The organism is Pseudomonas sp. DD1 (assembly GCF_044510355.1).
Classification (GTDB): Bacteria; Pseudomonadota; Gammaproteobacteria; order Pseudomonadales; family Pseudomonadaceae; genus Aquipseudomonas; species Aquipseudomonas shahriarae.
Window position 1 is genome coordinate 60,877 of the sequence record NZ_MSAJ01000003.1, and the last position, 26,543, is coordinate 87,419.

29 protein-coding genes are annotated in these 26,543 nt (G+C 60.6%); 11 read left to right on the plus strand and 18 right to left on the minus strand.

Annotated elements, in window-relative coordinates; genetic code table 11:
- The 9 genes from hisD to PSFL_RS02470 form a co-directional block, all read right to left on the minus strand.
- The gene (hisD, locus tag PSFL_RS02430; protein ID WP_003188601.1) at positions 1 to 1,317 is read right to left on the minus strand and encodes a histidinol dehydrogenase; all 1,317 of its coding nucleotides are present in this window, start codon (positions 1,315 to 1,317) and stop codon (positions 1 to 3) included.
- Between the two features lie 127 nt (positions 1,318 to 1,444).
- Positions 1,445 to 2,080 carry an ATP phosphoribosyltransferase gene (gene hisG / locus PSFL_RS02435; RefSeq protein WP_003188599.1) on the minus strand — a complete coding sequence of 212 codons (636 nt, stop codon included), beginning with the start codon at positions 2,078 to 2,080 and terminating at the stop codon, positions 1,445 to 1,447.
- Between the two features lie 156 nt (positions 2,081 to 2,236).
- Positions 2,237 to 3,502, minus strand: coding sequence for a UDP-N-acetylglucosamine 1-carboxyvinyltransferase (gene murA / locus PSFL_RS02440; protein ID WP_057438121.1), 1,266 nt, complete (start codon positions 3,500 to 3,502; stop codon positions 2,237 to 2,239).
- Positions 3,503 to 3,525: 23 nt separating this feature from the next.
- Positions 3,526 to 3,765, minus strand: coding sequence for a BolA family protein (locus PSFL_RS02445; RefSeq protein ID WP_010567702.1), 240 nt, complete (start codon positions 3,763 to 3,765; stop codon positions 3,526 to 3,528).
- 114 nt (positions 3,766 to 3,879) lie between these two features.
- A complete protein-coding gene (locus tag PSFL_RS02450) occupies positions 3,880 to 4,185 on the minus strand; it encodes a lipid asymmetry maintenance protein MlaB (RefSeq protein WP_057958465.1) in 306 nt (101 codons plus the stop codon).
- Positions 4,182 to 4,835, minus strand: coding sequence for a phospholipid-binding protein MlaC (locus PSFL_RS02455; RefSeq protein ID WP_057438117.1), 654 nt, complete (start codon positions 4,833 to 4,835; stop codon positions 4,182 to 4,184). Before PSFL_RS02455 ends, PSFL_RS02450 begins: the two co-directional genes overlap by 4 nt.
- A gap of 11 nt (positions 4,836 to 4,846) precedes the next feature.
- Entirely contained in the window at positions 4,847 to 5,314 is a 468-nt protein-coding gene (gene mlaD, locus PSFL_RS02460) for an outer membrane lipid asymmetry maintenance protein MlaD (RefSeq protein ID WP_057438115.1), read from the minus strand.
- Positions 5,314 to 6,111, minus strand: coding sequence for a lipid asymmetry maintenance ABC transporter permease subunit MlaE (gene mlaE / locus PSFL_RS02465; RefSeq protein ID WP_029291779.1), 798 nt, complete (start codon positions 6,109 to 6,111; stop codon positions 5,314 to 5,316). The genes mlaD and mlaE overlap by 1 nt, the downstream gene beginning before the upstream one ends.
- The gene (locus PSFL_RS02470) at positions 6,111 to 6,920 is read right to left on the minus strand and encodes an ATP-binding cassette domain-containing protein (RefSeq protein WP_038443322.1); all 810 of its coding nucleotides are present in this window, start codon (positions 6,918 to 6,920) and stop codon (positions 6,111 to 6,113) included. The genes mlaE and PSFL_RS02470 overlap by 1 nt, the downstream gene beginning before the upstream one ends.
- Before the next feature lie 287 nt (positions 6,921 to 7,207).
- Between PSFL_RS02470 and PSFL_RS02475 the strand changes: the two genes are divergently transcribed.
- The 10 genes from PSFL_RS02475 (at position 7,208) to PSFL_RS02520 (ending at position 14,218) form a co-directional block, all read left to right on the plus strand.
- The gene (locus PSFL_RS02475; protein ID WP_115128986.1) at positions 7,208 to 8,182 is read left to right on the plus strand and encodes a KpsF/GutQ family sugar-phosphate isomerase; all 975 of its coding nucleotides are present in this window, start codon (positions 7,208 to 7,210) and stop codon (positions 8,180 to 8,182) included.
- The gene (locus PSFL_RS02480) at positions 8,183 to 8,707 is read left to right on the plus strand and encodes an HAD family hydrolase (protein WP_029291786.1); all 525 of its coding nucleotides are present in this window, start codon (positions 8,183 to 8,185) and stop codon (positions 8,705 to 8,707) included. It abuts the gene before it with no gap.
- An 8-nt stretch (positions 8,708 to 8,715) separates the two neighbouring features.
- Complete coding sequence (gene lptC, locus PSFL_RS02485; protein WP_057438113.1) at positions 8,716 to 9,288, plus strand: LPS export ABC transporter periplasmic protein LptC; 573 nt, start codon at positions 8,716 to 8,718, stop codon at positions 9,286 to 9,288.
- The gene (gene lptA, locus PSFL_RS02490; protein WP_057438111.1) at positions 9,275 to 9,808 is read left to right on the plus strand and encodes a lipopolysaccharide transport periplasmic protein LptA; all 534 of its coding nucleotides are present in this window, start codon (positions 9,275 to 9,277) and stop codon (positions 9,806 to 9,808) included. The genes lptC and lptA overlap by 14 nt, the downstream gene beginning before the upstream one ends.
- Entirely contained in the window at positions 9,808 to 10,533 is a 726-nt protein-coding gene (gene lptB / locus PSFL_RS02495; RefSeq protein ID WP_029291791.1) for an LPS export ABC transporter ATP-binding protein, read from the plus strand. Before lptA ends, lptB begins: the two co-directional genes overlap by 1 nt.
- A 184-nt stretch (positions 10,534 to 10,717) precedes the next feature.
- Positions 10,718 to 12,211, plus strand: a complete 1,494-nt coding sequence (locus tag PSFL_RS02500) for an RNA polymerase factor sigma-54 (RefSeq protein WP_057445159.1) — start codon at positions 10,718 to 10,720, stop codon at positions 12,209 to 12,211.
- Positions 12,212 to 12,286: 75 nt separating this feature from the next.
- Positions 12,287 to 12,592 carry a ribosome hibernation-promoting factor, HPF/YfiA family gene (hpf, locus tag PSFL_RS02505; RefSeq protein ID WP_032860085.1) on the plus strand — a complete coding sequence of 102 codons (306 nt, stop codon included), beginning with the start codon at positions 12,287 to 12,289 and terminating at the stop codon, positions 12,590 to 12,592.
- Positions 12,593 to 12,604: 12 nt separating this feature from the next.
- Positions 12,605 to 13,069: a PTS IIA-like nitrogen regulatory protein PtsN gene (gene ptsN / locus PSFL_RS02510; RefSeq protein WP_029291796.1), complete on the plus strand. Its 465-nt coding sequence runs from the start codon at positions 12,605 to 12,607 to the stop codon at positions 13,067 to 13,069.
- A gap of 2 nt (positions 13,070 to 13,071) precedes the next feature.
- Entirely contained in the window at positions 13,072 to 13,929 is an 858-nt protein-coding gene (gene rapZ, locus PSFL_RS02515; RefSeq protein WP_200656241.1) for an RNase adapter RapZ, read from the plus strand.
- 16 nt (positions 13,930 to 13,945) lie between these two features.
- Entirely contained in the window at positions 13,946 to 14,218 is a 273-nt protein-coding gene (locus tag PSFL_RS02520) for an HPr family phosphocarrier protein (RefSeq protein WP_057438107.1), read from the plus strand.
- Positions 14,219 to 14,418: 200 nt separating this feature from the next.
- Here PSFL_RS02520 and PSFL_RS02525 read toward each other — a convergent pair whose 3' ends face one another.
- From PSFL_RS02525 to pmbA, 6 genes are all read right to left on the minus strand, one after another.
- On the minus strand, positions 14,419 to 15,312 hold the full coding sequence (locus tag PSFL_RS02525; protein WP_038443334.1) for a ZIP family metal transporter: 894 nt from the start codon (positions 15,310 to 15,312) through the stop codon (positions 14,419 to 14,421).
- A gap of 31 nt (positions 15,313 to 15,343) precedes the next feature.
- Positions 15,344 to 15,955: a superoxide dismutase gene (locus tag PSFL_RS02530; RefSeq protein ID WP_397469669.1), complete on the minus strand. Its 612-nt coding sequence runs from the start codon at positions 15,953 to 15,955 to the stop codon at positions 15,344 to 15,346.
- 1 nt (position 15,956) lies between these two features.
- On the minus strand, positions 15,957 to 16,400 hold the full coding sequence (locus PSFL_RS02535; RefSeq protein WP_057958459.1) for a hypothetical protein: 444 nt from the start codon (positions 16,398 to 16,400) through the stop codon (positions 15,957 to 15,959).
- Between the two features lie 27 nt (positions 16,401 to 16,427).
- Positions 16,428 to 17,804 (minus strand): class II fumarate hydratase, encoded by a 1,377-nt coding sequence (locus tag PSFL_RS02540; protein WP_397469670.1) that lies wholly within the window; start codon positions 17,802 to 17,804, stop codon positions 16,428 to 16,430.
- Complete coding sequence (locus PSFL_RS02545; protein ID WP_057438105.1) at positions 17,797 to 18,192, minus strand: hypothetical protein; 396 nt, start codon at positions 18,190 to 18,192, stop codon at positions 17,797 to 17,799. The genes PSFL_RS02540 and PSFL_RS02545 overlap by 8 nt, the downstream gene beginning before the upstream one ends.
- Before the next feature lie 151 nt (positions 18,193 to 18,343).
- A complete protein-coding gene (gene pmbA, locus PSFL_RS02550) occupies positions 18,344 to 19,690 on the minus strand; it encodes a metalloprotease PmbA (RefSeq protein ID WP_057958457.1) in 1,347 nt (448 codons plus the stop codon).
- A 108-nt stretch (positions 19,691 to 19,798) separates the two neighbouring features.
- Here pmbA and yjgA point away from each other — a divergent pair, with 108 nt between their 5' ends.
- A complete protein-coding gene (gene yjgA / locus PSFL_RS02555) occupies positions 19,799 to 20,320 on the plus strand; it encodes a ribosome biogenesis factor YjgA (RefSeq protein WP_029291815.1) in 522 nt (173 codons plus the stop codon).
- A 45-nt stretch (positions 20,321 to 20,365) separates the two neighbouring features.
- Here yjgA and tldD read toward each other — a convergent pair whose 3' ends face one another.
- Genes tldD through PSFL_RS02570 form a run of 3 tightly spaced genes read right to left on the minus strand, consistent with a single transcriptional unit; the run spans position 20,366 to position 26,537 of the window.
- Positions 20,366 to 21,808, minus strand: a complete 1,443-nt coding sequence (tldD, locus tag PSFL_RS02560; protein WP_057438378.1) for a metalloprotease TldD — start codon at positions 21,806 to 21,808, stop codon at positions 20,366 to 20,368.
- Between the two features lie 16 nt (positions 21,809 to 21,824).
- A complete protein-coding gene (locus PSFL_RS02565) occupies positions 21,825 to 22,673 on the minus strand; it encodes a carbon-nitrogen hydrolase family protein (protein WP_057958455.1) in 849 nt (282 codons plus the stop codon).
- Between the two features lie 48 nt (positions 22,674 to 22,721).
- Positions 22,722 to 26,537 (minus strand): YhdP family protein, encoded by a 3,816-nt coding sequence (locus PSFL_RS02570; RefSeq protein ID WP_397469671.1) that lies wholly within the window; start codon positions 26,535 to 26,537, stop codon positions 22,722 to 22,724.
- Between the last annotated feature and the right edge of the window lie 6 nt (positions 26,538 to 26,543).

Genomic DNA, 26,543 nt, shown 5'->3' on the forward strand with positions numbered 1-26,543 from the left:
TTACTCTCCCTTGACGATGCGGTATTCGGCGCTGCGGGCGTGCGCGCTCAACGATTCACCACGGGCCAGCACCGAGGCGGTCTTGCCCAGCTCGGAAGCACCTTGTGGCGAGCAAAAGATGATCGACGAGCGCTTCTGGAAGTCATACACCCCCAGCGGCGACGAGAATCGCGCTGTACCGGAGGTCGGCAACACGTGGTTGGGGCCCGCGCAGTAGTCGCCCAGGGCTTCGCTGGTGTGGCGGCCCATGAAGATCGCACCGGCGTGACGAATCGACGGCAGCCAGGCCTGTGGGTCGGCCACCGACAGTTCCAAATGCTCGGGGGCGATGCGGTTGGCCACTTCGATGGCCTGCTCCATGTCACGCACCAGGATCAACGCACCCCGGCCATTGATCGACTTCTCGATAATCTCGGCACGCTCCATGGTCGGCAGCAGCTTATTGATGCTCGCCGCCACCTTGTCGAGGAACTCGGCGTCGGGGCTGACCAGGATCGCCTGGGCGTCTTCGTCGTGCTCGGCCTGGGAGAACAGGTCCATGGCAATCCAGTCAGGATCGGTCTGGCCGTCACACACCACGAGGATTTCCGAGGGGCCAGCGATCATGTCGATACCGACCTGGCCAAACACATGGCGCTTGGCAGTGGCAACGTAGATGTTGCCGGGGCCGACCACCTTGTCGACTTTCGGCACGCTTTCGGTGCCATAGGCCAACGCGGCGACGGCCTGGGCCCCCCCGATGGTGAACACTCGGTCAACGCCGGCGATGCAGGCAGCGGCCAGCACCAGTTCGTTGATTTCACCGCGCGGGGTCGGGACCACCATGACCACCTCGGTCACACCCGCCACTTTGGCGGGAATGGCATTCATCAGCACCGACGACGGGTACGAGGCCTTGCCGCCCGGCACGTACAGGCCGGCGCGGTCCAGCGGTGTGACTTTCTGGCCCAGCACCGTGCCATCGGCTTCGGTGTAGCTCCAGGAGTCCTGTTTCTGTTTTTCGTGGTAGCTGCGCACCCGCGCCGCTGCGACTTCCAGGGCTTCGCGCTGCGGCGCGGTGATGCGCGTCAGGGCCAGCTCCAGGCGTTCGCGGGGCAGGATCAGGTCGGCCATGGACTTGACGTCCAGGCCGTCGAACTGGCGGGTAAAGTCCACCAGCGCCGCATCGCCGCGCTCGCGCACGGCCTTGATGATGTCGAGCACCCGCTGGTTGACCGAGTCGTCAGACACACTTTCCCAGCTCAGCAGATGATCCAGATGATGGGCGAAATCCGGGTCGGCAGCGTTGAGTCGGGCAATTGCAGTGGACGTGGTCATAGCGAGGGCCTCAATAGAATTGGCAAAAACTCAGGCGCCCTAAACTAGCAGTCGTTTCCGCTTGGGCACCTGAGAATTCTGGCTATGAGGCGGATAGACGGGCGCGACCTAGGGCCGCGCAGGTGAGTCAACCGCGGTGTCGAGACTCCACTGCCTTGCGCAGGGTGTCGATCAACGCCTGGATCCGGGCGTGTTGCATTTTCATCGAAGCTTTGTTGACGATCAGGCGAGAGCTGATGTCAGCGATAAAGTCCTGGGGTTCCAGGCCATTGGCGCGCAGGGTGTTGCCGGTGTCGACCACGTCGATGATCTTGTCGGCCAGGCCGATCAGCGGCGCCAGCTCCATCGAGCCGTAGAGCTTGATGATATCGACCTGACGGCCTTGCTCGGCGTAATAACGCTTGGCGACGTTGACGAACTTGGTGGCTACCCGCAGGCGGCCTTTTGGCTCGACGTCACCGACACGGCCGGCGGTCATCAGCTTGCACAGGGCGATACGCAGGTCCAGCGGCTCGTACAGGCCCTGGCCGCCGTATTCCATCAGCACGTCTTTGCCGGCGACACCGAGGTCGGCGGCGCCATGTTCAACGTAGGTTGGCACGTCGGTAGCACGCACGATCAACAGGCGAACGTCGTCCTGGGTCGTGGGGATGATCAGCTTGCGGCTCTTGTCCGGATTCTCGGTCGGCACGATGCCCGCTTCAGCCAGAAGCGGCAAAGTATCGTCAAGGATTCGGCCCTTGGACAGTGCGATGGTCAACATGGGAAACGTCAATCCTTCATCAGGCTATTGCTGTCCGGTCGCAAATGGCGCCAGACACAGATCGAGGCCATTACAGCCTCGATTTGAAACAAATTCAGCCGAGGCGTGCCTGTGCACACCTCGGGCGGGCGCTTCCCTGCGCCCGAGCAGTGGGGGTTAGCCCGGTACGCGGCGGATTTTCGCGCCGAGCATCTGCAGTTTTTCTTCGATGCACTCGTAGCCACGGTCTATGTGGTAGATGCGATCGATCAGGGTGTCGCCGTCAGCGCACAACGCCGAGATCACCAGGCTGGCCGAAGCCCGCAGGTCGGTGGCCATCACTGGCGCGCCCTTGAGCTGCTCGATACCGGTGACGATGGCAGTGTTGCCTTCGACCTGGATCTTGGCGCCCATGCGGTGCAGTTCGTACACGTGCATGAAGCGGTTTTCGAAGATGGTCTCGATGACCGCACCAGTGCCCTCGGCAATCGCGTTCAGGGAAATGAACTGCGCCTGCATGTCGGTCGGGAACGCCGGGTACGGAGCAGTACGCACGTTGACGGCTTTTGGCCGCTTGCCGTGCATGTCCAGCTCGATCCAGTCTTCGCCGGTGGTGATTTCGGCACCGGCTTCGCGCAGCTTTTCCAGGACCGCTTCGAGGATGGTCGGATCGGTGTCCTTGACCTTGACGCGACCACCGGTCACGGCAGCCGCAACCAGGTAGGTACCGGTCTCGATACGGTCCGGCATCACTTTGTAGGTGGCCGAGTGCAGGCGTTTCACACCGTCGATGGTGATGGTGTCGGTGCCGGCGCCAGTGATGTTGGCACCCATGGCGATCAGGAAGTTGGCCAGGTCGACCACTTCCGGCTCGCGCGCGGCGTTTTGCAGGACGCTGCGGCCATTGGCCAGGGCAGCGGCCATCATGATGTTCTCGGTACCGGTCACGCTGACGGTATCAAAGAAGAAGTTTGCACCACGCAGGCCGCCTTCCGGCGCCTTGGCCTTGATGTAGCCACCTTCGACGTCGATGGTCGCACCCATGGCTTCAAGACCACGGATGTGCAGGTCCACCGGACGCGAACCAATGGCGCAACCGCCAGGCAGAGCCACTTCGGCTTCGCCGAAACGGGCAACCATCGGGCCCAGTACCAGGATCGAGGCACGCATGGTTTTCACCAGTTCGTACGGTGCGATCAGGGTCTTGATGGTGCGCGGGTCGATTTCGACCGACAGCTTCTCGTCGATCACCGGCTCAATGCCCATGCGACCGAACAGCTCGATCATGGTGGTGATGTCGTGCAGGTGCGGCAGGTTGGCTACGGTAACCGGGCCATCGCACAGCAAGGTGGCGGCCAGGATCGGCAAGGCCGAGTTTTTAGCCCCGGAGATACGGATTTCGCCATCAAGACGGGCACCGCCGGTAATAATCAATTTATCCATAAGAATCTCGACGCCTTGGGGGCTCAGGTGCGCTCGGCCCAGGCCGCGCGGCTGAAAAATTTCATAGTGACCGCATGGATGCTGCCATCGGTGATCCACGGGTTCAAATGGGCATAGATCTGCTGCTGACGCTTGACCGGGCTCAATGCCGCCAGTTCATCGCTAATCACGTTCAGCTGGAAATTGCAGCCTTCGCCTTCAACTGCAACCTCAGTATTCGGCAGCTTTCCTTCAAGGAAGCTTTTAACTTCTAGGGCCTGCATGCTCAACCTCTATCGGCGCCAAGTGCGCGCGGGTCGCACATCATACAAAAAAGCCCCGCGCCTGCGAACCCCGCATAGCAGGACTCTGACGGGGGGCTTCTTCAATAATGTGTATTAAGGATGCGCCAACAGCTCGGCCAGACCGCAAACCTGGGCAATTTCACGCATATCCTCGGGTAATGCGCGAATACTGACAGGTTTGTTGACCGCCGCGGCGTCACGTAGGAAACACAAGAGCAATGACAAGCCAACACTGCTGGACTTCACCACCGCCGAGCAATCGAGGACCAATGCCGGCGCAGTGCTGGCATTGATCAGTGCCTGGCCCTGCTTACGCAGGGCCGGCCCGGTGCTGTAGTCGAGCACGCCACTGAGGAGCAGCTCGCCGGCCTGGCCTTGACGAACAGCCGACTCAGTCATGGGGCCTGCTTCTCTGCAGCTTCTTCGGTCACTTCCTTGGCCTTGGCCACTTCGCCAGCCCAGCCATCAATGGTCTTGTCCAGGTTGTTGCCATTGCGCTGCATGGCATCGGCGAACTGATCACGGAACAGCTTGCCGATGTTGATGCCGTTGATGATCACGTTGCGCACTTTCCATTCGCCGTTGATTTTCTCAAGGGTGTAGGAAACCGGATAGATCGAGCCATTGTTGCCCTTGACCTGCATATCCACGCTGGTGCGGTTGCCAGACTCATCCTTGGCCGGGGAAACGACGATACCCTGGTTGTTGTATTCCAGCAGGGCGTTGCCGTAGAACTGCATCAGGCTGCGCTTGAAGTTTTCCTGGAAGCGCTGCATCTGCGCAGGCGTAGCTTTACGCGAATACTTGACGGTCATGATGCTGCGCGAGATGCCGTCAGCGTCGACCACCGGGCCCACGATACCGTTGAGGGCATCGTAGAACGCGCTCGGGCTCTGCTTGTACTGCTCCTTGTTCGCGGCAAGGTCAGCCAGCAGCTCTTTGGTGGTTCTATCAATAATGTCGTGCGCCGAAGGTGCCGCCACGGCGTTAGCCATCAATGGCAAGGCTGCCAACAGCACCAACAGGCCACGTCGCAAGGTTGAGATCATGAACAAACTCCTCATTTGGCGTCTTTACTAACCGTATTAAGCAGGAATTTACCGATCAGGTCCTCTAATACCAACGACGACTGTGTGTCATGAATGGTCGAACCATCCTTGAGCAAGGCTTCTTCCCCGCCCACGCTGATACCGATGTACTTCTCGCCCAGCAGACCGGCCGTGAGGATGGACGCTGTGGAGTCAGTCGGCAGGTTATCTACCTTCTTGTCCAGTTGCAGGGTCACGCGGCCGGTGAAGCTGTCGCGGTCCAGATCGATTGCTGTGACCTTGCCGATGGTCACACCGGCCATGGTCACTTTGGATCTGACCGTCAAACCGGCGATATTGTCGAAGTAGGCGTAAAGTTTATAGGTATCGGCGCCCGAGCTGGCCGACAAGCCGCTGACTCGCAGGGCGAGCAACAGCAAAGCCAGGATGCCAGCCAACAAGAAAAGGCCTACACCGATTTCCACAGTGCGGTTTTGCATCAGAAATCTCCAAACATCAAGGCGGTCAAAATGAAGTCAAGGCCCAGTACCGCCAGCGAGGCGTACACAACGGTCTTGGTAGTGGCTCGACTGATCCCTTCTGAAGTGGGTTCACAGTCATAGCCCTGGAATACGGCGATCCAAGTCACAACGAAGGCGAAGACGATGCTCTTGATAATGCCATTGAGCACGTCACCGCTGAAGGTCACGCTGTTTTGCATGTTGGCCCAGTAGGAGCCGTCGTAGACCCCCAGCCAGTCCACCGCCACCCACGAACCGCCCCAGATCCCGACCACGCTGAAAATCATTGCCAGCAGTGGCAGGGAGATGAAGCCGGCCCACAGGCGCGGGGCAACAATGTACTTGAGCGGGTCCACACCGATCATTTCCAGGCTGGACAGTTGCTCGGTGGCCTTCATGTTGCCGATCTCGGCGGTCAACGCAGAGCCGGCGCGACCGGCAAACAGCAAGGCGGTGACCACCGGCCCCAGCTCACGCAGCAGCGTCAGTGCAACCATCTGCCCCACCGCCTGCTCGGAACCGTAGCTGGACAGGATATTGAAGCCCTGCAACGCCAGCACCATGCCGATGAACACCCCGGAAACCACGATGATCACCAGGGACATCACGCCCACCGAGTGCAGCTGCTTGAGCAGCAAGCCAAAACCACCGCCGATACCACCGCGGCCAAGCAAGGCGTGAAACAGGAAAATCGTCGAACGCCCGAGCACTTCGACAATGTCGATGCCGGAACGACCGAAAAGGCGCACCTTCTCGATTAAAGATGTCTTGCGCATCAGCGCTTCCCCAGAAGATCTGCGCGGTAATCCGCTGCCGGAAAATGAAAAGGCACCGGGCCATCAGGGTCGCCGGTCATGAATTGGCGAATACGCGGGTTATCGGCGTTCATCAGTTCTTCAGGCGTGCCCTGCCCCAATACCTGGCCATCGCCGACGACATAGAGGTAGTCGGCAATGCTCGCGGTTTCGGCCAAGTCATGGGAAACCACGATGCTGGTGATACCCAGCGCGTCATTGAGCAGGCGGATCAGGCGCACCAATACGCCCATGGCGATAGGGTCCTGGCCGACGAACGGCTCGTCATACATGAGGATCTGCGGGTCGAGGGCAATCGCCCGCGCCAGAGCCACGCGCCGCTTCATACCACCAGAAAGCTCATCCGGCATCAGGTCGATGGCACCGCGAAGCCCTACGGCCTGCAGCTTCAACAACACAATGTCACGGATCATTTCTTCCGACAGTTGGGTATGCACCCGCAACGGGAACGCGACGTTTTCGAAAACGTCGAGGTCGGTGAACAGTGCACCGCTCTGGAACAGCACACCCATGTGCTTGCGCGCATCGAACAGATCGCTGCGCGACAGGGTCGGCAGGTTCTGGCCATTGACCCAGACTTCCCCGGCGGTAGGCCGCAGTTGCATGCCCATCAGGCGCAGCAGGGTCGTCTTGCCGCAGCCGGAAGGGCCCATGATGCCCGTCACCTTGCCGCGGGGAATGCGAATATCGACATTATTGAAGATGCTGCGCGTACCGCGCTTGAAGGAAAGACCCTTCAGCTCGACCGCGTAGGCGTTATCGGCACTCATCTAAACTCCTTGGGATGCAGCTTCTCACTCAGACACCATGCTTGGGACAACTGCTTGCGACAGTTAGACACATGTGCGCTGCGCGGACCGAACTGGCGGCGAACTATATCACTGCTGACATAAAGCGCCCAAGGCCGGAGCTGTGCTTGTTCAGAAAGAGGACAGGTAATTGCGCATTTGAGAGCGATCTCACTCTTAAGTAGAACAACGCCTGACGAACTTGCGTGAGGGAATTGATCATTACCGCTATAATCGCCGACTTTTCGTCAGGCTATACGATTTCAGACATGAGCCAATCCAGCGACCTTATTCAATCCGCACAACGCACCATCCGCCTCGAGCTTGAAGCCGTAGAAGGCTTACTGGCCCATATCGACGCAGATTTCGTACGCGCCTGCGAGATGATCCTGGCCAGTAAAGGCCGGGTTGTCGTGGTCGGCATGGGCAAGTCAGGCCATGTCGGCAACAAGATTGCCGCCACCCTGGCCAGTACCGGCACCACGGCGTTTTTCGTGCACCCGGCCGAAGCCAGCCATGGTGACATGGGCATGATCACCCGCGATGACGTGATCCTCGCCCTGTCCAACTCCGGCACCACCAACGAAATCGTGACCCTGCTGCCCCTGATCAAGCGCCTGGGCATCAAGCTGATCAGCATGACCGGCAACCCGGACTCGACGCTGGCCAAGGCCGCCGAAGTGAACCTGAACGTGCATGTGGCCCATGAGGCCTGCCCGCTTAACCTGGCGCCCACCTCCTCCACCACCGCCGCCCTGGTCATGGGCGACGCGCTGGCTGTGGCCCTGCTGGAAGCCCGTGGTTTTACCGCCGAAGACTTCGCCTTTTCCCACCCCGGTGGCGCCCTCGGCCGTCGCCTGCTGCTGAAAGTGGAAAACGTGATGCATGCGGGTGACGAGCTGCCACAGGTACAACGTGGCACCCTGCTCAAGGATGCCTTGATGGAGATGACCCGCAAGGGCCTGGGCATGACCGTGATCCTCGAGGCCGACGGGCGCCTGGCCGGAGTCTTCACCGACGGTGACCTGCGTCGCACCCTGGACCGCACCATTGATATCCATACCGCGACCATTGATCAAGTCATGACCCCTCACGGCAAGACCGCCCGCGCCGAAATGCTCGCGGCTGAAGCCCTGAAGATCATGGAAGACCACAAAATCGGCGCCCTGGTGGTGGTCGATGATGCCGATCACCCGATTGGCGCCCTGAACATGCACGATTTGCTGCGCGCGGGAGTGATGTAAATGAACACCGACCTGTTGCAACGGGGCAAGGCCATCAAACTGGCGATTTTCGACGTGGATGGCGTGCTGACCGACGGTCGTCTGTACTTCCTCGAAGACGGCAGCGAATTCAAGACGTTCAATACCCTGGACGGCCAGGGCATCAAGATGCTGATGGCCTCTGGCGTACAAACCGCGATCATCAGTGGTCGCAAGACCCCGGTCGTGGAGCGCCGCGCACAAAACCTGGGGATTCCTTACCTCTACCAGGGCCGTGAGGATAAACTCGTGGTTCTGGACGAGCTTCTTGGCAAACTCAACCTAAGCTATGAGCAGGTCGCCTATCTGGGCGATGATTTGCCTGACTTGCCGGTGATTCGCCGCGTCGGCCTGGGCATGGCTGTAGCCAATGCCGCGTCGTTTGTTCGCGAACACGCCCACGGCATTACCCAGGCCCGCGGCGGCGAAGGCGCCGCCCGCGAGTTCTGCGAACTGATCCTGCGTGCCCAGGGCAGCCTTGAAGCGGCCCACGCCGCCTACCTATAGAGCCCTCTATGCTGAGTAAAAAGATTCGCAACTTCCTGATATTCGGAGCCATCGCCGCGCTGTTCCTCGCGGTGGGCTACTGGAATATCAGCCCGGAGCGCTTCCTCGACCAGCCTGTTGCGCAGGTCGACCAGGGCGCCATCGACTATTACGCCACCAACGCCTACAGCGTGCAGTTCCTGCCTGACGGCAAGGTGCAATACGAAATGACGTCGGACAAGGTCGAACACCTGAAGGCTTCCGAGGTCACATTGCTGACCAATCCGGACCTGAACCTGTATCGCGGCACCGAGTTCCCGTGGCACGTCACCAGCAAGCGTGGCGAGGTCAACCCGGACGGCACCGAAGTGGAACTGATCGACTCGGTGCGCGTTGCGCGCACCGACGCCCAGAAGCGCGACACCATCATTACCAGCAGTCGCATGACCGTATTCCCACAGAAGCAATATGCGCAGACCGAGCAAGACGTTAGAATCGACGGCGCTGGCGGTGTATCGACTGGCAAGGGAATGAAAGCGTATTTGAAAGAAAGCAGGATACACCTGCTATCGAACGTAAGAGGACAGTATGAGGCTCGTTAAAACCCTCCCTATTTTGCTCGGTCTGGGCGCAGCACTGGGAAGCGTGAGCGCCTGGGCTCTGCCGAACGATAGCCAGCAACCGATCCACATTCAGGCTGACGATGCGCAGCTGGATGACAAGCAAGGTGTCGCGACCTACAAGGGCGACGTCATCATCACCCAAGGTTCGATGAAGATTACCGGTAACACCGTGACCCTGACCCGTACCCCGGCCGGCGACATCGACGTCGTGACTTCGGTGGGCAACCTTGCCTACTTCGAACAGAAGCAAAACGCCGCCGATCCAGGTCCGATCAAAGGCTACGGCGTGACCATCCAGTATCACGCGCCACAGAACCGCATCGTACTGACTGACCGCGCCAAAGTGATCAGCAGCGACGGCAACTCGACCGAAGGCGAGAAAATCGTCTATGACACCGTCAAGCAAGTCGCCACTGCCGGCCGCGCCAATGGCACCAAGGTCACTGCGCCACGTCCGCGCATCGACATGGTTATCCAGCCGAAGAAGAAGGCCCAGTAATGGCAACCCTGAAAGCCCAGCATCTGGCCAAGGCCTATAAAAGCCGTCAGGTCGTGCGCGACGTCAGCCTGTCGATCGACAGCGGCCAGATCGTCGGCCTGCTTGGCCCCAATGGTGCCGGCAAGACCACCTGCTTCTACATGATCGTCGGCCTGGTCCAGGCGGACCAGGGCCGTGTATTGATCGACGACCTGGACGTCAGCCACCAGCCCATGCACGGACGTGCACGGGCCGGTATCGGCTATCTCCCCCAGGAAGCGTCGATCTTCCGCAAACTGTCAGTGTCCGACAACATCATGGCGATCCTGGAAACCCGCAAGGAACTGGATCGCGACGGACGCCGCCAGGAGCTGGAAAGCCTGCTACAGGAATTCCACATCAACCATATTCGCGACAACCTCGGCATGAGCCTGTCCGGCGGCGAGCGGCGCCGCGTGGAAATCGCCCGTGCCCTGGCCACCGCACCGAAGTTCATCCTGCTGGACGAACCCTTCGCCGGTGTCGACCCGATTTCGGTAGGCGACATCAAGCAGATTATCCATCACCTCAAGGCCAAGGGGATCGGCGTGCTGATCACCGACCACAACGTGCGTGAGACCCTGGATATCTGCGAAACCGCGTATATCGTCAACGACGGCCAACTGATTGCCGAAGGCGACTCCGCCACCATCCTGGCCAATGAACTGGTCAAGGAAGTGTATCTGGGGCACGAGTTCCGCCTGTAAACACTGGGGTGTCAGGACATTCGCCATCAGGCGCGGGAGTCAATAAAAACCTTATTGTTTTTATTGTTACCGCGCTCTAGGCAAAGCCCCCGATATCAGGCATATAATTTGCTTATGTTTGGCGCTCACGCGCCCTGTCGTGGATGGCGCATTGCGCCGGCGAATAAGGTGTTAAGCCCCTGCCATGAAACCATCGCTAGTCCTGAGAATGGGCCAGCAGCTGACGATGACACCGCAGCTGCAACAGGCCATCCGCCTGCTCCAATTGTCGACCCTGGACCTGCAACAGGAAATCCAGGAGGCCCTGGAGTCCAACCCGATGCTCGAACGCCAGGAAGAAGGCGACGACTTCGATAATGCCGACCCACTGGCCGACAACATAGAGCAAAAACCCAATCCCGACGTCCAGGAACCCTCCTACCAGGAAACCGCACCCACGGTGGATAACCTGGAAGAAGGCGAATGGAACGAACGCATTCCCAATGAACTGCCGGTGGATACGGCCTGGGAAGATGTCTACCAGACCAGCGCCAGCAGCCTGCCCAGCAACGACGATGACGAGTGGGACTTCACCACCCGCACCTCCGTCGGCGAAAGCCTGCAGAGCCACTTGCTGTGGCAACTGAACCTTGCCCCGATGTCCGACACCGATCGCTTGATCGCAGTGACCCTGATCGACTGCATCAACAATCAGGGCTACCTGGACGAGACCCTCGAAGAAATCCTCGAGGCTTTCGACCCGGAACTGGACATCGAGCTGGACGAAATCGAGGCGGTCCTGCACCGCATCCAGCAGTTCGAGCCCGCCGGCATCGGCGCGCGCAACCTCAGCGAGTGCCTGTTGCTGCAACTGCGCCAACTGCCCGCCAAGACACCGTGGCTGGCCGAAGCCCAACGCCTGGTCACCGACTATATCGACCTGCTGGGCAGCCGCGACTACAGCCAGCTGATGCGTCGGATGAAGCTCAAGGAAGATGACCTGCGCCAGATCATCGAACTGGTACAGAGCCTCAACCCGCGTCCCGGCTCGCAGATCGAGTCCAGCGAAGCCGAGTATGTCGTCCCCGACGTGATCGTGCGCAAGGACAACGAGCGCTGGCTGGTGGAGCTGAACCAGGAATCAGTGCCGCGCCTGCGGGTCAACCCGCAATACGCAGGTTTCGTACGCCGGGCCGACACCAGCGCCGACAACACCTTCATGCGCAATCAGTTGCAGGAGGCTCGCTGGTTCATCAAGAGCCTGCAAAGCCGCAACGAGACCCTGATGAAAGTGGCCACCCAGATCGTCGAGCATCAGCGCGGCTTCCTGGAATATGGCGACGAGGCGATGAAACCGTTGGTGCTGCATGACATTGCCGAAGCAGTGGGCATGCACGAATCGACCATCTCCCGGGTCACCACCCAAAAATTCATGCATACCCCACGGGGTATATATGAGCTGAAATACTTTTTCTCCAGCCACGTCAGCACCTCCGAAGGCGGTGAATGCTCGTCCACGGCGATCCGCGCGATCATCAAAAAACTGGTTGCGGCGGAAAATCAGAAAAAGCCGTTGAGTGACAGCAAGATCGCTGGTTTACTGGAGGCACAAGGCATTCAGGTCGCCCGTCGAACCGTCGCCAAGTACCGCGAGTCCCTTGGGATCGCGCCTTCCAGCGAGCGTAAGCGATTGATGTGACGGGCGGGCCATAGCGTTCCAGTGGCGGGTACTCCTACCCGCCGCTTTATGCACTGGCAACGAAGGAGAAGCTGTATGCAAGTCAACATCAGTGGACACCAACTGGAAGTGACCGAACCGCTGCGCGCCTACATCAGCGAGAAACTCAAACGAATTGAGGGGCATTTCGACAAGATCACCAATGTGCAAGTCATCATGTCTGTCGAAAAGCTGAAGCAGAAAATCGAAGCCACCTTGCGTATACCCGGCGGGGAAGTAGTCGCCAATGCAGAGCATTCAGACATGTATGCCGCCATTGACGACCTGACCGACAAGCTGGATCGCCAAATCAAAAAGCATAAGGAAAAGCAGCAGAGCCTTCTTCAAGGCACAGGCCGCTAACACTCCCCACCCATGATTCGACTTGAAACCATCCTGACCCCCGGCCGTTCACTCGTGAACGCGCCGGGTGGCAGTAAAAAGAAAGCCCTCGAACAGATTGCCAACCTGATCAGCCGCGAAGTGCCTGAGCTGGTGATGCAAGATGTATACGAGGCTCTGATTGCCCGTGAAAAACTCGGTTCGACCGGTTTTGGCAACGGCATCGCTATTCCTCATTGCCGCCTAAAAGGCTGTGAAACACCGGTGAGCGCCCTGTTGCACCTGGACGCCCCCACTGATTTCGACGCCATCGACGGCGCCCCGGTTGACCTGCTGTTCGTCCTGCTGGTCCCGGAAGCGGCCACCGATGCGCATCTGGAGCTGCTCCGGCAGATCGCCAGCATGCTCGATCGTGAAGAAGTACGTAAGAAACTGCGTAGCGCCAGCACCAATGAAGCGCTGTATCAGGTTGTCCTGGATGAGCAAAGCGGGCAGTAATCATGCGTTTGATCATCGTCAGCGGGCGTTCCGGCTCAGGTAAAAGTACGGCCCTCAACGTACTTGAGGACAGCGGTTTCTATTGCATCGACAACTTGCCGGCCGGCCTGCTGCCCGAGCTGGCAGAACGCGCCTTGATCCATACCGAGCTGGCACAGCCGCTGGTGGCGGTGTCCATTGACGCACGCAACCTGCCCAGCCACCTCACGCGCTTCCCGGAATTGCTCGAAGAGGTACGCGCCAAGCATATCCATTGCGACGTGCTGTACCTGGATGCCGACGAAGAAACGCTGCTCAAGCGCTTTTCGGAAACCCGTCGCCGCCACCCGCTGAGCAGCCCGCACCGCTCGCTGGCCGAAGCCATCGAGGACGAGACCAAGCTGTTGGGGCCGATCATTGACCTGGCCGACCTCAAGATCAACACCACCAGCCTGAACCTTTACCAACTGCGTGACGCCATCAAGCTGCGCCTGCTGAACCAGCCGGAACCCGGCACCGCGTTCCTTGTTGAGTCCTTTGGCTTCAAGCGGGGCATGCCGGTAGACGCCGACCTGGTATTTGACGTGCGTTGCCTGCCCAATCCTTACTGGAAGCCGGAGCTGCGCGATCAGTCCGGGCTGGACCAACCGGTTGCCGATTACCTGGCGGCGCAACCGGATGTCGAGGAGATGTTCCAGGATATCTCCAGCTACCTGCTCAAGTGGCTACCGCGCTTTGCCGCCAGCAACCGGGCCTATGTCACCATCGCTATCGGCTGCACTGGCGGGCATCACCGCTCCGTCTACCTGACCGAGCGCCTGGGCAAGGTCTTGCAGCAAACCCTCAAGAATGTCCAGGTTCGCCACCGCGACCTCAGCTGAAAGGAACACCTTCGCGATGCCCGCTCTGGAAATTGAAATCATCAACAAACTGGGCTTGCATGCCCGTGCGTCGGCCAAGTTCGTCGGAGTTGCGGGCCAGTTTCCTTGCCAGGTGCGTGCCGGGCGTACGCCAGAGTCCATGGTCGATGGCAAAAGCATCATGGCCATGATGATGCTCGCCGCAGGCAAGGGCACGACGATTCATCTGAAGACCGAGGGTGAGCAGGAACAGGAAGCGTTGGATGCGCTGGTGAAGTTGATCAACAACTACTTCGATGAAGGCGAATAGCCCTTCTTTCCTGAATGCAGCACAAATCAATGTGGGAGTGGGCTTGCCCGCGATAGCTGGGAGTCAGTCGATACATACTTGACTGATACACCGCTATCGCGGGCAAGCCCGCTCCCACATTTTTTATGCCGAGGTGTCTGCATCGCAAGCAAGCCAGCTCCCACACTAGCCAGCTGCCACATTGCTTTTTGCGTTAGGCATCAGCCCAGCGCTGTATCCATGGCCATCATCAGGCAAAACCCGATGCACAACCCCAGGCTGGCAAGTTTGTCATGGCCATTGCGTCGCGACTCGGGGATTACTTCGTGAGTCACCACCAATAACATCGCCCCGGCCGCAAGGGCCAAACCCAGAGGCAGCAGCATCTCGGCCAGACTGACCAGCCAGGCGCAGAGCACGGCAAACACCGGCTCTACCAGGCCGGATGCTGCCCCAATCAGGAATGCCTTGACCCGCGACATCCCCGCCCCAGCCAGCACCAGCGCAATCACCAGGCCTTCCGGCACATCCTGTAAGGCGATGCCCATGGCCAGGCTGTCGGCATCGGGCATACCGCCACCCGCCGAAACGCCTACCGCCATGCCTTCGGGAATATTGTGGGCAATGATCGCGAACACAAACAGCCAGATACGCGGCGGGATTACCGGTTTATCGGGCGTACCGACCAGCATCTCCGGGCTGGCACCGGAGACCTTGCGGTCCACCAGAAACAGGCCGAAGGCACCGAGCATGATGCCGAAGCTGATCAGGCCACTGGACGCCCAGGGGGTAAGCCCCAGGTTTTCGGCGGCGGCGATCCCTGGCACGACCAGCGAAAACGCGGTCGCCGCGAGCATCACTCCAGCACCGAAGCCCAGCAACGTATCGCTGACCGCCAACGGCATCCGCCGGATCACCAGCACCGGCACCGCCCCCAGCGCCGTACCCAGGGCGCAGATTGCGCCACCTTGCAGTGCGCGCAGGATCCGCGGCTCCAGGTTCAGCCAGGCCAGCCCGTGGGCCACCAGCAATGCCGTTCCCGCCAACAGCAGCAGCGAGCCAAACGCATAACGAAACATTCGTACGCTGCTGATCGCCAGTGTTTCAGTGCCCATAGTCGGCCTTAAGTCTTGTTATGAAAGGTCATTAAGCGAGGGCCGCCTGGTAGCGCTCAGCGACTTCCGGCCAGTTGATAACACTGTAGAAGGCGTTGATGTATTCAGGACGGCGGTTCTGATAAAGCAGGTAGTAGGCGTGTTCCCACACGTCCAGACCGAGGATCGGCGTATTGCCATTCATCAACGGGCTGTCCTGGTTGCCACTGCTCTCGACTACCAGGGTCTTTTGCGGGGTCACGCTCAACCAGGCCCAGCCACTGCCGAAGCGGGTCAGCGCAGCTTTGGTAAAGGCCTCCTTGAAGGCGTCAAAGCCACCCAGCTGCTCATCAATCGCCTGGCCCAGGGCACCTTCGGGCTTGCCGCCGCCCTTGGGTGACATGACGGCCCAGAACAATGAGTGGTTGGCATGCCCGCCCCCCTGGTTAATCACCGCTGCGCGCAGCTTTTCCGGCAGTTGCTGGACGCTGGAGACCAATTTCTCGATGGGCCAGTCAGCAAACTCAGTACCTTCGACCGCCGCATTGAGGTTATTGATGTAGGTCTGGTGGTGTTTGGTGTAGTGGATTTCCATGGTTTGCGCATCGATATGCGGCTCCAGGGCATCGTAGGCGTAAGGCAAGGCAGGCAGGGTGTAGGACATATCAATGTGCTCCATAAAAAGGGCTGTTGCGGGTCGGCGCATCCGTCGACGCCGTATGGCTGCCTAGCAAGCGATGGGTACGGGGGTATTCACCGTGATCGCTGATGAAATTCAACAGTTCGACGTAGGTCTTGCTGCTCTGGCGCAAGGCCGCCTCGCGCAGAGGCTGAGGCAGCCGGGTGTCCTGCATGGTCTGCAGCAAGCGCTGGTGAATGGCGCAGAGGTATTCCGCGCTTTCTTCCGGCTGGTTCAGGCGCAGGTGCAGGTCCGCCAGGTTGTGATGGGAAATGACGCAAGCGGCTACGGCTTCGTCGGCATCACCCCAGCGCTCGAACAACACTTGAGCCAGGGCCAGGGCTTGCAGGTAATGCTCGCGGGCATCCACCAGTTCGCCCTGCATAAAGCAGTGATTGGCCCGTTCGATCGTGCGTTTCCAATGCTCCATGGTGAGCCTCCAAAGCAGGGTCGGTGATTACACGCCACCCGCCGTGAGCTTTTCCGGATCCAGGAGGATTTCCAGTTGGCTGCGGGGCAAGTCGGTGTGCTCAAGCGCCACATCAATCACCGGCCGGCCTTGTTGATAGGCTTTCTTGGCGATTTCAGCGGCCTTTTGGTAACCAATGATCGGGTTGAGTGCGGTAACCAGGATCGGGTTACGCGACAGCGCTTCCTTGAGCTTGGGTTCGTTGACCTTGAAGCTGGCGATGGCCTTGTCTGCCAGCAGACGGCTGGAGTTGGCCAACAGTTCCAGGCTGCTGAGCAGGTTCTGGGCGATGATCGGCAGCATCACGTTGAGTTCGAAGTTGCCGGACTGACCGGCGATGGTGATTACGCTGTCATTGCCGATCACCTGGGCCGCGACCATGGCCGTAGCCTCTGGAATCACCGGGTTGACCTTGCCCGGCATGATCGACGAGCCCGGCTGCAGACCTTCGAGTTCGATTTCACCGAGACCGGCAAGGGGGCCGGAGTTCATCCAGCGCAAGTCGTTGGCGACTTTCATCAGCGACACGGCAATCGCTTTGAGTTGGCCGGAGACGGCAACGGCGGTGTCCTGGGAGCCGATCAGAGCAAACAGGTTCTTGCCCGGAGTGAACTGCACCTGGGTCAGGCTGCTCAACTGCTGACTGAAACGCGCAGCAAACTCAGGATGCGCGTTGATACCGGTGCCAACGGCCGTGCCGCCCTGAGCCAGGGCCTGCAGGCTTGGCAGCAAGCCCTGCAAGTGCGCGATATTGGCCTTGAGTTGCTGCGCCCATCCTTCAAGCACCTGGCTCATGCGTACCGGCATGGCGTCCATCAGGTGAGTACGCCCGGTCTTGATGAACGGATGAACTTCCACCGCCTTGTGCTCGATCACCGCAACCAGATGCAGCAACGCCGGCAACGTCTGTTCATGCAGCACCAGCGCGGCGCTGACGTGAATGGTGGTCGGGATGATGTCGTTGCTGCTTTGCCCGCAATTGACGTGGTCATTGGGGTTGACCGGCTCGCCCAGCAGGCGGCTGGCCAGGGTCGCAATCACTTCGTTGGCGTTCATGTTGGAGCTGGTGCCGGAGCCGGTCTGGAAAATATCCACCGGGAAGTGCTGCATGAAGTCGCTTTCCAGCAAGCCTTGGGCGGCGTCGACGATGGCTTTGCCCTGGCTTGCGCTGATCTGCTTGAGATCGACGTTGGCCTTGGCGGCGGCGGCCTTGGCCAGGATCAGGGCGCGGATGAACTGGGTCGGCATGCGCTGGTGGCTGATCGGGAAGTTATCCACCGCACGCTGGGTTTGCGCGCCATACAACGCGTCGGCCGGTACCTGTAGTTCGCCCATGCTGTCGCGTTCGATACGGGTGTTACTCATCGGAAGATCCTTGCACCAAGTCGGAGTGAGAAATCGAAGGTTGCAGTTCGCAAGTCGCCAATTGCCAGGCAAAGGTCTGCCAGCGCTTGAGGCGGCAGGCACAGTGAGACAGGTTTTCCAGGTCGCGCAGCGGGCGCCAGGCCTGGTCCAGGCATGTGGAGCGCCAATGCCAGGGCAAGGCGATATCGGTGGCAGTGTCGAGCAGCAGGCGGAACGAGGTTTCGGCGATGGTCCACGGGTGCGTGGCCGTGCAACAGGCCAGATAGCGGCCTTCGCTGAGGTAGTGTTCGATCAGGCGCGGCTCGTCAGGGTTGAGCCCGCAGCGAATCTGACGACTCATCCAGCGCCAGCTTTCCAGGTAGGGATCCTCGTGCAGGACAGAACTCATGACCCATGCTCACTCGATAATGATATTTATTATTAAATGATATTGAGAATCAAAACAAGCTATTGAACCGATACCTTTGTCGGCCTTGTGATATTCCAGGCAAAAAAAAGCGCCACCCTGGGGGTGGCGCTGTTGTGTAACGGGTTGCGGCTTAGCTGCCGGCGACGGTCATGCGTTCGATCAGCACCGAGCCGGTGCGAATATTGCTGCGCAATTCCAGATCGTTACCCACGGCGACGATCTGCTTGAACATGTCGCGCATATTGCCGGCGATGGTCACTTCCTGGACCGCGAACTGGATTTCGCCATTCTCCACCCAGAACCCCGCCGCGCCTCGGGAGTAATCGCCCGTCACCATATTCAAGCCATGCCCCATCAGCTCGGTCACCAGCAAACCACGGCCCATGCGCCGCAAGAGCGCCGCCTGGTCTTCGTCACCATGGGTCACGAACAGGTTGTGAACCCCACCGGAGTTGGCGGTACTCGGCAGACCGAGCTTGCGCCCGGCGTAGGTGCCAAGCACGTAGGACACCAGCTCACCGTTCTCGACAAACGGCTTGGCGTAGGTTGCCAGGCCGTCGCCATCAAAGGCCGAGCTGCCCATGGCGCGCATCAGGTGCGGGCGTTCGTCCAGGGTCAGCCACTCAGGAAACAGCTTCTGCCCCAGCGCGCCTTCAAGGAACGACGATTTGCGGTACAGATTGCCCCCGGAAATCGCCCCGAGAAAGCTGCCGAACAGACCACCCGCCAGTTCCGCCGAAAACAACACAGGCACTTCGCACGTCGGCACCGGTCGCGCACCCAGGCGGCTCGCAGCCCGTTGCGCGGCGCGCTGTCCGATGCTCACCGGGTCCGCCAACAGCTCACCCTGGCGACTCACGTCATACCAGTAGTCACGCTGCATCTGGCCATCGGCCTCGGCGATCATCACGCAGCTCAAGCTATGGCGCGTCGACGCATAGCCGCCGATAAACCCGTGGCTGTTGCCATACACCCGGCAACCCTGGTGGGTGCTCAGGGTGGTGCCATCGGCATTCTTGATCCGGCTGTCGGCATCAAACGCCGCGGCTTCGCAGGCCAGGGCCTTTTCGATGGCCTGCTCGGGAGTGATATCCCAGGCGTGAAACAGGTCGAAATCCTTGAGATCCCGCGCCATCAAGGCCGCATCCGCCAAACCCGAGGCCTCGTCTTCGGAGGTGTGCTTGGCAATCGCCAGTGCGGCGGCAACCGTCTCGCGAATCGCTTCCGGGCCGCTGGCCGAAGTGCTGGCCGAGCCTTTGCGCTGCCCCACATACAAGGTGATGCCAAAACCCTGGTCGCGGTTGAACTCAACGGTTTCCACTTCCCGCTGGCGTACCGAAGTCGACAGGCCCTGCTCCAGCGACACCGCCACTTCACAGGCACTGGCGCCCTGGCGCTTGGCCTCGGCGATGATCTGCTCAACTTGTTCCTGCAGTGCCGGTAACGCTTGTGGACCGACGCTTTGGGCTGCACTCATGGTTCTCTCCACTCAAATTCTGCTTTCGGTTAAGGCCATCGAGCGACCGGGCCGGACAAGCGGCCCCCGACTGGTTATCATGGCGGCGTTTCTTTGCGGACTGCCACCATGGTTGATTCTTACGACGACTCCCTCGATGGGGAGAAAAGCAAAACCCAGGTCAAACGCGAGCTGCATGCTCTGGTTGATCTCGGCGAGCGCCTTACAACACTCAAGCCGGACTTGATTGCCAAACTGCCACTGACCGACGAAATGCGCCGGGCCTTGGCGGATGCACCCAAGCACACCGCGAATATCGCGCGTAAACGGCACATCATGTTTATCGGCAAGCTGATGCGCGACCAGGACACTGACGCCATTCTGACTTTGCTCGATCAACTCGATGCTTCCACCCGCCAATACAACGAACGTTTCCATAACCTGGAACGTTGGCGTGACCGCCTGATCGGCGGTGACGACGCTGTATTGGAGAAGTTCGTCCTGGACTATCCGGACGCCGACCGCCAGCAACTGCGCTCCCTGATCCGTCAGGCCCAGCACGAACTGGCACAGAACAAGGCGCCGGCCACCAGCCGTAAAATCTTCAAGTACATCCGTGAGCTGGACGAGACTCAACGCGGCCTGCGCTGATCCTCTTCCCCGGGTGGCGGTCATCGCCACCCGAAGCTCCACGCCTTACGACCCCGTGCCACCCACGGTGATCGCGTCAATTTTCAGGGTTGGCTGGCCGACACCCACCGGCACCGACTGCCCATCCTTGCCACACATCCCCACACCGCTGTCCAGCGCCAGGTCGTTACCGACCATCGACACCTTGCTCATGGCTTCCGGGCCGTTGCCAATCAGGGTTGCACCCTTGACCGGCGCGGTGATCTTGCCGTCTTCGATCAGATAGGCTTCGCTGGTAGAGAACACGAACTTGCCGCTGGTGATATCCACCTGGCCGCCACCAAGATTGGCGCAATAGATCCCACGCTTCACCGAAGCAATGATCTCTGCCGGGTCGCTTTCGCCCGCGAGCATGTAGGTGTTGGTCATGCGCGGCATCGGCAAATGCGCGTAGGACTCGCGACGGCCGTTGCCGGTACGCGCCACGCCCATCAGGCGCGCGTTGAGCTTGTCTTGCATATAGCCCTTGAGCACGCCATTTTCGATCAACGTGGTGCACTCGGTCGGCGTACCTTCGTCGTCGACGCTCAGGGAACCACGGCGACCGGCCAATGTGCCGTCGTCGACAATGGTGCAGAGCTTGGAGGCGACCATTTCGCCCATGCGCCCGCTGTAGGCGGAGCTGCCCTTGCGGTTGAAGTCACCTTCCAGGCCATGCCCCACCGCTTCATGCAGCAAAACCCCGGACCAGCCCGAACCCAGGACCACCGGCAGCGTACCCGCTGGCGCCGGAATGGCTTCCAGGTTGACCAGCGCCTGGCGCAACGCCTCGCGGGCGTAGCCCATGGCGCGGTCGTCGGTGAGGAAATAGCGATAATCCGTACGCCCACCGCCACCGTGGCCGCCGCGCTCGCGACGCCCGTTCTGCTCGACGATCACACTGACATTAAAGCGCACCAGCGGGCGCACATCCGCCGCCAGGCTGCCATCGGTGGACGCCACCAGGATGCGCTCCCAGACCCCGGCCATGCTCACGCTCACTTGCTGGATACGCGGGTCGAGGGCCCGGGTTGCAGCATCCACACGCTTGAGCAACTCGACCTTTTCGGCACGGGTCATTACTTCCAGTGGATTATCCGGGCCGTACAACTGGGCCACGTCCTGGGTGCTGAACGCCTGCACGGTGCCGTTCTGCCCAGCGCGGGAAATCGAACGCGCCGCGCGGGCCGCCAGGCCCAGGGCTTCGAGGGTGATGGCATTGCTATAGGCAAAGCCGGTCTTCTCACCGGACTGCGCGCGCACGCCAACCCCTTGGTCAAGGTTGAAGCTGCCGTCCTTGACGATCCCGTCTTCCAGGGACCATGACTCGGAAATCTGCCCCTGGAAATACAGGTCTGCAGCATCAATACCCGGCCCGGCCAGGTCACCCAGTACGGTTTGCAGACTTTCGATGGTCACGCCACCGGGCGCCAGGAGGTGTTCACTGACTGAGGACAACAACTCGCTCATAGGTTCGGCCTTAAATTCATCGTTCTGAAGCAGGTCGCTGTGCGCCCTGCGAGAAAAAGCGCCGGTGGCCTGCCACCGGCATGCGCGCCCGTATCGACGCTTGTTCGCTGCTATCGCGTTCGGCCAACAACACCGCTTCGCCTTGATCTTGTTGCGCCAGTACGCGCCCCCATGGGTCGATAATTGCCCCATGGCCGAATGTTTCCCGTGGCCCCGGATGCACCCCGCCCTGGGCGGCCGCCAGCAGATAGCACTGGGTTTCTATGGCTCGGGCCCGGATCAGCACATCCCAGTGCGCAGCCCCCGTTACCGCCGTAAAGGCCGAAGGCGCAGTAATCAACTCGGCGCCCGCCGCACGCAATTCGCTGTACAGCTCGGGGAAGCGCAGGTCATAACAGACCGTCAGCCCCAGGCGTCCAACCGGCGTATCGGCCACCACTACCTGGTTACCGTAAGCATAGTCGTCAGATTCGCGATAACGACCGCGCGCATCCGCCACGTCCACGTCGAACAGATGCAGCTTGTCGTAGCGCGCCACAATCTGTCCCTGCGCGTCGATCAACAGCGAGCACGCGTTGGACTTGGCGTCGGGCTGCCCGAGCGGGGGCAACGGCAAGGTACCGGCCACTATCCATAAGTTGAGGTCACGGGCGGCCAGTTTCAACCACGGCAGGATCGGCCCCTCGCCCACCGCTTCGGCGTGGCCGATAGCGGCCACGTCGCGGCGGCCCATGGCGGCGAAGTTTTCCGGCAGCACTGCCAGTTGCGCGCCCCCTGCCGCCGCCTGCTCCAGCAACCGCCGGGCCTGGGCCAGGTTAGCCAGAACATCGCTCTGGCTGACCATCTGGATTACCGCAAAGGACATGGGCCGACACTCCATAAAAAGCATGGGGCCATGCTACTCCACAGGGGCTTACTGCGGTTTTTCAAATGGCTTGTCGAAGGTGATTTTTGGATCTTTCCATGGCCCTTCCACCTTGTACTGGACGCTGGCGAAACGCGAGACCCGATCGCCAATCAGTTTGTCGATCAGGAACAGTGCGCCGCCAATGGCCGGCGCCCCCACGATCAACGCGGCAATCGGCAGGTTGTTGGTCACCGGCAGGGTCACCAGCAACTTGGCATCGACACGGTCAGCCACCAGGTCCAGGGTACCGTTAAGCTCCAGGTTGCTCGACGGCCCGGTGAGAACAATCGGCTCACGGGTCACAAACACACCATTGCTGGCGGCCAGCAGGCCCTTGACCCGGTCGTAGCTCAGGCCCTTGCCGAGCAAGTCCGAGAAGTCCAGGCGCAAACGCCGGCCAATCGAGTTGAAGTTCAGCAGGCCAAACACCCGCAACGCCTGGGCACCGCCCTCGACCTCGACAAACTGGCCCTTGCGGAACGATGCATCCAGGCTCCCGGAAAACCGCTTGGGCCCAACCCACGCAGGCGAACCCGGCCAGCGCCCGTCAACGTCCAGATGGAAGTCCTGGCTGGTCACGGTGGGCGCGAAGCCCCAGCCTTTGAGCACATCGGCGATATTCTTGCCGTCCAGGCGCCCCTTGTACCAACTGCTGCTGGCGCCCGGCGCGCCTTCCCAGCCACCGGCCCCCTTGAGCCGCATGCCCTTGAGGCCCAGGTCGAGGTTGTTGAAAGCCATGCCCTTGGCCGTCGGGCGCACCTTCAAGGACCAGGCGCCGATCAAGTCGGGCCCCTGCAACAACTGGCCAATGGAAATATCCAGCGCCGGAATGTCCTTGGGATCAATGTTCGCCAGGGGATCAGGTGCGTTCTCGTCAGCCTGTACCGTAGGGTCAACCGCCGGCAGCTTCACGTATTGCAGATTGATGGCGATAGGCGCGCCCTTGGCATCCGGCAGGCCAACAGTCCCCTTGGCTTGCTGGCTGTCGAGCTGCAGGCCCCAGGCGGCGGGCTTGCGCTCCAGTTGCAGGCTGACCTGGTCGAATTGAGTACCAAAGCCTGTCAGCTTGCCGATCTTGAAATCGGCACTGCTCAACAGCTGCTTGGCATTGCCACCCGGATCATTGCCGGCGTAGCGGTCCACCAGTTTCTTCCACGGATCTATATCCAGCTCCGACAGCACCCCGCGAATCCGCAGGCCCTTGCCACCGGGCAGCAAGGCATCGCCATCCCCGAGGAACAGTTCGCCACGGCCCAGGGCAAAGTTGTTCGCCGGGGCTGCAAAAGTAAAGTTCGCCAGCTCGCCGTAATCAAACCAGTAGCGTCGCTCTGCGCCCTGCAGGGTCATGCGGAACACACTGTCGCGGCCCTGACTGGCGGACATGCCAAACGGCGCAGGCAAATCCACCGCCACGCCCTTGAGGCTGGAACTGACCCGCAACTGGCTGTCGGCACCGTCCAGGTCCAGTTGCAGTTGATACGGGATATCCCCGGACACCGGCAGCGGCTGGCCGACTTTCAGCCAGTCGGTGAGGCGCTTGACCGTCACCTGGCCCTTGGCGGTGACCCGCGTGCTGAGATTGCCCGGCTTGCCACCAGCAGCAATCTGCGCCGTGATCGGCCGGTCAAAGGCCTGGGCACTGATGTTCTGGCCACTCAAGCCCTTGGTGCTGTCGAAGCGGAATTCGCCCTTGAGCTGGTTCAGGTCCAGGGTCGGCTCGGCCAGTTGCAGGTGCGCCTTGTCAGTCTTGAAGTCCACCACGATTTTCGGCTCGATGCCTTTGGCCAGAGGGATGTCCAGGTCGAGTGAACCTTGCAGGTCGCCCTCGCCTTTCCAGCCGGCAAACGTCGACGCCGTGCCGATGGGGGCTTCCTGCAGGATCTTCAGGCCGTCACCCAGCCCACCGGCAAACCCGCCCGTCAGCAACAGATGACTGTCATGGCCAGGAAGCGCATGGGGAATGTTGACGTAGATATCCTTGACCTTGGTGTCGAGCAATTGCCCCTTGCTGGCCAGGATGCGCACACCGGTTTCTTCGACAAACACTTCACCGGTCACCTTGCTCACATGGGGCCAGCCAGGCTGGAACGCCAGCTCGGCGTCATGCACCTTGAAGAACAGGCTGATATTGCGCGCCGCCGTCACCGCATCGTGGTTCAACGAGCCTTGATACTGGAAGAAGCCTTCATCGACCGCGCCCTTGAGAATGGCCGTACGCAGCCATTCATCCAGGGCCGGGCTCAACACCGCCGGCAGGTATTTGGGGGTAAAGCGTCCATCGCCCTCGACCATGCCGACCCGCAGGTCCATGTAGTCTTCCTGGTTATGATCGAAATGCAGACGAATCAGGAAGTCCGCCGCGACCTTGCCCTCTTCCCCCAGCACCTTGATATACGGAGCGATCAGCGTGAAGCCTTGTTTATCCAGCTTCCACGTCAGGCGCGCGTTGGCCTGGATGTACTGCCAGGGCTTGGCGAAAATCGGGTACAGGTGCAAGGCAAAGTCCTTGCTGTCCATGCGCAGCTCGCCCTGGCCCAGGTCGCCGCTGATGCTGCCGGAGACATTGCGGGCCGCCGGTGCGCCGAAATACGCATCAAAGCCCACCCGCTCGAGGTTGGCGGCAAAGCTGACGCGTTGATCGCCCGTCTCCTGGGGACGATAATCCACCAGGACATTGCGCAGCACGCCCGTGGCTTTCAACGCTTCGACGGTCTTGGCAAAACCCTCGGGCAATGGCGCCAGGGCGTTGAGCAAGGGGGTGATCGGCGTCAGGTCCAGGCGATCGGCCTGCAGGTTCCAGGTTTCCTGGGCCTTGTCGGTGGCCAGGGTTTGCTGCAATTGCAGGTGCGACTCCCAACGGGTGTCGCCCAGGTTCATGGCCAGCGAGTCGAAGACCACCTTAAGGCCGCGGTCACTGCGTTGCACGTAGGCCGTCAGGCCCAGGTTGTGGATGCTCACAGGTTTGCGCTGGGCATACCGCACCTTCACTTGCGGCGCATTGAGCCGCGCGGCGACGCTTTGCAGCGTTCCGCCGGCCCAGGTCAGCCAGAGTTCGCCGCCGGCTTTCAGCTCATTGAGTTTCCAGTCCCGGGTCAACTTCGCCGGAATCCATTGCGCCCAATTGCTCTGGGGCAGGCTCAGGTAGGCCTGGACTTCACCATCGCGCCACTGGCTAGCGCGGATCCGCGTGCGCAGGCTGAGGGCCAGCGGCTGCCCATCGGGCAAGGTCAGGCGTGCATCCAGGCGCTGGCGGGTGGCGCCGGTTTGCAGGCTCAGGCCCACATAGGTCAAGGTCAGCGGCGCTTGTTCAAACGGTTGCAAAGTGACCTGGCTGTCGAGCAGCGAGATCTTCGCCACCGCTTGCATGCGCGTGAGCAGTTGTTCCGGGTCCAGGGGCTGGTCGTCCTGCACCGGCAGGCCTTGCAGCGCCCAACGGCCGTCCTGGTCCTCCTTGACACTGAGCTGCAACCCGCTGACTTCCAAGTGAGCAATGCGCACATCCCACGCCAGCAGGCTGGCCCAGAGATCGGGCACCACTTGCACCTGGTCCAGGCGCAAGGCACTGCTGCCCTCGCCAACCATCACGTCATGGGCCAGCAAGACCGGGGCAAAGCCGCTCCAGCGCCCTTCCAGGCTGCCAATGCTCAGGGGCATGTCGACCGCCGCCTGCGCCTTGGCCTCTACTTCGGCACGGTACTCCGCCACCAATGGCGTCAATTCACGGCCCAGGCTGACGTAGACCGCCGCCAGTACCAACAGCAATGCACACAGGCCAAGGCCCCAACGGGTCAGTGCGGCAAAAAAGCGTTGTAGACGCTCCATGTCAGG